At 68.9% G+C, this 4,382-nt stretch carries 6 protein-coding genes; 3 read left to right on the top strand and 3 right to left on the bottom strand.

Annotation, left to right across the window (positions count from 1 at the left end; genetic code table 11):
• Positions 1-400: FAD-dependent oxidoreductase (locus ACTHK2_RS06205; RefSeq protein WP_440244829.1), on the bottom strand; the 400-nt coding region annotated here is incomplete at its 3' end.
• A 309-nt stretch (positions 401-709) separates the two neighbouring features.
• On the opposite strand from ACTHK2_RS06205, the gene ACTHK2_RS06200 reads away from it, so the two are divergent.
• Together ACTHK2_RS06200 and ACTHK2_RS06195 are read left to right on the top strand one after the other, a co-directional pair.
• Positions 710-1,021 (top strand): hypothetical protein, encoded by a 312-nt coding sequence (locus tag ACTHK2_RS06200; protein ID WP_440244828.1) that lies wholly within the window; start codon positions 710-712, stop codon positions 1,019-1,021.
• A 100-nt stretch (positions 1,022-1,121) separates the two neighbouring features.
• Complete coding sequence (locus ACTHK2_RS06195; protein WP_440244827.1) at positions 1,122-1,613, top strand: C40 family peptidase; 492 nt, start codon at positions 1,122-1,124, stop codon at positions 1,611-1,613.
• 77 nt (positions 1,614-1,690) lie between these two features.
• Here the strand turns inward: ACTHK2_RS06195 and ACTHK2_RS06190 are convergent, their stop codons facing one another.
• Together ACTHK2_RS06190 and ACTHK2_RS06185 are read right to left on the bottom strand one after the other, a co-directional pair.
• The gene (locus ACTHK2_RS06190) at positions 1,691-2,179 is read right to left on the bottom strand and encodes an FKBP-type peptidyl-prolyl cis-trans isomerase (RefSeq protein WP_440244826.1); all 489 of its coding nucleotides are present in this window, start codon (positions 2,177-2,179) and stop codon (positions 1,691-1,693) included.
• 55 nt (positions 2,180-2,234) lie between these two features.
• Positions 2,235-3,461 (bottom strand): MFS transporter, encoded by a 1,227-nt coding sequence (locus tag ACTHK2_RS06185; protein ID WP_440244825.1) that lies wholly within the window; start codon positions 3,459-3,461, stop codon positions 2,235-2,237.
• A gap of 119 nt (positions 3,462-3,580) precedes the next feature.
• Between ACTHK2_RS06185 and ACTHK2_RS06180 the strand changes: the two genes are divergently transcribed.
• Positions 3,581-4,237 (top strand): class I SAM-dependent methyltransferase, encoded by a 657-nt coding sequence (locus ACTHK2_RS06180; RefSeq protein WP_440244824.1) that lies wholly within the window; start codon positions 3,581-3,583, stop codon positions 4,235-4,237.
• Positions 4,238-4,382: the final 145 nt, after the last annotated feature.

Here is a 4,382-nt window from a genome sequence, read left to right as displayed (position 1 = left end):
AATCGAGCGAGTCGGGCCGCACGTGGTCTTCGATGAGCGCACGCGATCGCAGCAGCAGGGGCGACTTTGCGCGCGTCGACTGGATGCAGTCGCGCTCGTTGCAGCGGCGCGCGAAGGCGAGCAGCCAGCGCACGAGTGCCGGGTCCAGCCGCGGCCGGATGCGCAGCGGCGCGTCGGGTTTGAACAGCCAGCGCAACGCCTGCCCGATCGTGCCGGGCGCCGCCAACGGCCCCGCATGGCTCGGCGTGAGCGTGCCGCAGTTGCCGTGCGAACTCGCGCAGCCGGCCGTGCCCTGCTCGAGCACGGTCACGCTGCGGCCTTCGCGCAGCAGGTAGTGGGCACAGGCGAGGCCGATCACGCCCCCGCCGAGGATCACGACGTCCGAAGGTCGAGCGGTCATGCGGCGATTGTACGGACACCGTGCGGATCGTGCGGGCCGGCGACGGCGCGCGCCGGCCTTCGGTCGGCAAGGAAACGCCGGAAGGATCGATCGCGTCCGCCGCCTGCGTCACCGGTGCGTTACAGGCCGTGGGCGACCGCGGACACGCAGCGAGCGCGCATGCATCATGCCTGCGCCCGGCGAGTCATACGCGCCGGCCGGCTCCGCCGCGGGACGGATACCGGCCGGTCCTGGTCGCGTTCCGGGGTAATCTGGCATCAAATGTGCAGTTTTCACGGCAGGGGCATACCGCCCGTGGGGAATTGGCACATGAAGGTCTCGACGAACGAACTGCTGCTGGCTCTGCGGGCGCCGAATTCCGGCTGGCTCGCCGCGCTCATCTGCGCGCTCGACGAAGCCCTGCAGGACCCCGACTTCGCCGAGCCGCAGCGCGAAATGGTGCGCAGCCTGCTCGACGCGGGTGGCGTCCCGCACGCGGTGGCCCAGGCGGCGAACGAGCGCCTGACCCGCTTCGAGGAAACCGTCAAGGACCTGCACTCGCTGCTGGTCATCCCGGAGCCGGAAGCGCCGCCTGCGCCGGCCGCCCGTCCGAAATTGACACTTTGTGTAACTGCGGCCTGAGTCCGGCGCCGCCACAGGGACAAATTCGGTCACTCCCGGACCAAGCTTCCGCCGCCGTGCCGGCGTTGACGCGGCACGCCATTTCGGCGAGCGTTCGGCCATGACGTCGTCGTCCGGGCGCCTCGCCGCCATCGCCGCACTCGCCCTGCTGCTCGCCGCCTGCGGCGCGCTGCCCCGCCGCGGCGAGCCGCCGCTCATGGCCGGAACGCCGCGCGCAGGGGCGGCCAATGCGGTGTTGTTCCGTGCGATCGCGCTGGTCGGCACGCCGTATCGGTGGGGCGGCAACACGCCGGATTCGGGCTTCGACTGCAGCGGCCTCGTCGGTTACGTCTACCGCGACGCCGCGGGCGTATCGCTGCCGCGCACGTCGTCGGCGATGAGCGAACTGGGCCGGCGCAAGCTGGCGATCGACCTGCTGCAGCCCGGGGATCTCGTCTTCTTCGAAAGCGGCCGCACGATCGGCCACGTCGGCATCTACGTCGGCGAGCGCCGCTTCGTGCATGCACCCAACAGCGGGGGCACCGTGCGCCTCGACAGCCTCGACGGCGCATGGTGGAAGGACCACTTCGTCTACGGCAAGCGGATCCTGTGAGTGGTGATTCGTGATTCGTGATTGGTGATTGTGAGACAGCTTTGCCGAATCACGAATCACCAATCCCGAATCACAATTCAATGCTCGTGTCCGCCCGCGCCATGCGCATGGCGGTGCGCGATCTCTTCCTCGCTCGCATCGCGCATGTCGGTGATCTCGACGTCGAACGTGAGCGTCTTGCCGGCGAGCGGATGGTTGAGGTCGACGTCGATGACGCTCGAGCCGACTTTGTGCACCACGACCATGCGCGGGCCCGCTTCGCGCGTATTGAGCACCGTGCTCATGCCCGGGCGAAGGTGCTCCGGATGCTCGAAGTACTTCTTCGGCACGCGTTGCGTGAAGTTCGCGCGGCGCTCGCCGTAGGCCTCGGCCGGCTGCACGACGACCTCGAAGTGATCGCCGACGGCGCGGCCGAGCAGCGCCTTCTCGAGGCCCGGGATGATGTTGCCGTGGCCGATCAGCACGGTCAGCGGTTCGCCGCGCTCGCGCGACGAATCCACCGGCTCGTCGCCGCCGTCGCTGACCACGTAATGGAAGGAAACGACTTTGTTCGCCTCGACGTTCACCCACGCGCTCCAGTCTTAAAAAAGCGAGCGAGGATAGCAGGTTGCGCCGCCCTCGTCATTCAGCCGCGGCGAAGCGCGCACCATGCGCCTCCGGACCGAACGCGGTCACGAGCGCGAGCAGCACGGCGACCACCGCGATGAAGCTCGCCATCGCGAAGCCGTAGTCGCCGCCGCGCTGGTCGGCGAACCAGTTGAGGAACGGTGCCGTCGCCGAGGCGAGCAGGTTGCCGCCCTGGTAGGCGAAGCCCGGCAGGGTCGCGCGCACGGCGTCGGGCGACAGCTCGTTGAGGTGCACCGGCACGACGCCCCAGGCGCCCTGCACCATCACCTGCAACAGGAACACGCCGACGCCGAGCAGGATCACGGAACCGCCGAACGCCCACAGCGGGATCGCGGGCAAGGCGAGCAGTGCCGCGGTCACGATCGCGCGCCGGCGCCCGACCCGCTCGGACCACGACCCGAAGAACAGCCCGCCGGCGATCGCGCCGAGGTTCAAGGTGATCGTGAGCCACGCCACGGTCCGGGTATCGAAATGGTGCTGCTCCTTGAGGAAGGTCGGGTACAGATCCTGCGAGCCGTGGCTGAACAGGTTGAAGCACATCATGAGCACGACGAGATAGGCGAACAGGCCCCAGCGTCCACGCATCGTTTCGATGAAACCCGGTCGCGCCGACGCCGCATCGCGCGCCGCGATCCACACCGGCGACTCGGGCACATGGCGGCGGATGTACAGCACGAGCAGCGCCGGCAGCGCGCCGACGACGAACATGCCTCGCCAACCGATGTGGTCGAACAACAGCAGGTAGACGAGCCCGCCGAGCAGGTAACCGCAGGCATAGCCTTCCTGCAACAGCCCGGACACCGCACCGCGCGCCTTCGCCGGAATCGACTCCATCGCGAGCGATGCACCGATGCCCCACTCCCCACCCATCGCGACGCCGAACAGCGCGCGGATCACCAGCAGCGCCGTCAGCGACGGCGCGAAGGCCGACGCCGCCTCGAGCACGGCGAACAGCACGATGTCGACCATCAGCACCGGCCGTCGTCCATAGCGGTCGGCGAGCCGGCCGAACAGCCATGCGCCGAGCGGACGCATCGCGAGCGTGAGCATCAGCGAGAACGCGACCTCGGTCTTGCCGACGTCGAACTCGCGCGCGATCTCGGGGATCACGAACACGAGCAGGAAATAGTCGAACGCGTCGAGCGTCCAGCCGAGGAAACTCGCCAGCACCACCTTGCGTTGGCGCGCGTCGAGTTCGCGCAGGACCGCGAGGAAATTCATCGGCGACCTCGTCCGGACGAAGGAAGCGGAACGCTACCACAGGCCTGTACGTCCACCGCGCTTCCCGCGGCCCGCCCCTGCGGCTACGCTCGCATGTCCAGCACGAGGACGCCGGACGCATGCCGCACGCCGCAGACAGGGACATCGCACGCCGCGTGGCCCGCCGCTATCGCCGCCCCTGGCACCGCGACTATGCACGCGCCAAGGTGCGCATGGACCCTGTCTACGCGGCGGTCGCCGACGTCGTCGACGACGCGCCGCTGCTCGACATCGGCTGCGGCCTCGGCCTGCTCGGCTTCTACCTGCGCGAGCGCGGCTGGCACGGCCATTACCTCGGCGTCGATTTCGACGCATCGAAGATCGCCGAAGCGTGCCGGGCCGTGAACGGCGAAGCGAACCTCGCTTTCGACGATGGCATCGCGCAGAAGCTGCCGCCATTCGAGGGACACGTCGCCCTGCTCGACGTACTGCACTACCTCGGGCGCGACGAACAATCCGCGCTGCTGCGCGAAGCGGCCGCTCGCGTCGCGCCGGGGGCCGCGCTGGTGGTCCGCAGCGTGCTGCGCGACCGCGGCTGGCGCTTCCGCGCGACCGTGGTCGAGGAATGGTTCCTCCACGCGCTGCGCTGGATGCGCAGCCCCGCAAAATACTATCCGCTGCGTGAGGACATCGAGCAACCCCTGCTCGACGCCGGCCTCGTCGTCGACGTGCATCCGCTCTGGGGCCGCACGCCGTTCAACAGCTTCGTCATCGTCGCGCGCCGTCCGCGCACGTAGGGCGGTACGCGCGCAGCGCGTGCCGCCGAAGCGCTTGGCCAAAGCGAAAGATGCATGTGGCGAGCTCAACCGGTCGATGCAACAGCGGCGCTCAGCCTCTCGGCCGGCGTTCTGAAGCCCAAGGTTTCTCTGGGCCGTTGATTCA

It is taken from the genome of Dokdonella sp., from assembly GCF_051958935.1.
GTDB lineage: Bacteria > Pseudomonadota > Gammaproteobacteria > Xanthomonadales > Rhodanobacteraceae > Dokdonella_A.
Note: the sequence above shows the minus strand (reverse complement) of the source record. Positions and strands in the feature narration are given on the sequence as shown.

What these genes read in the sequence shown, in the direction of transcription:
- ACTHK2_RS06195 (WP_440244827.1), top strand. Translation starts at nt 1,122, where the DNA reads ATGACGTCGTCGTCCGGGCGCCTCGCCGCCATCGCCGCACTCGCCCTG.
- ACTHK2_RS06185 (WP_440244825.1), bottom strand. Translation starts at nt 3,461, where the DNA reads ATGAATTTCCTCGCGGTCCTGCGCGAACTCGACGCGCGCCAACGCAAG.
- ACTHK2_RS06200 (WP_440244828.1), top strand. Translation starts at nt 710, where the DNA reads ATGAAGGTCTCGACGAACGAACTGCTGCTGGCTCTGCGGGCGCCGAAT.
- ACTHK2_RS06180 (WP_440244824.1), top strand. Translation starts at nt 3,581, where the DNA reads ATGCCGCACGCCGCAGACAGGGACATCGCACGCCGCGTGGCCCGCCGC.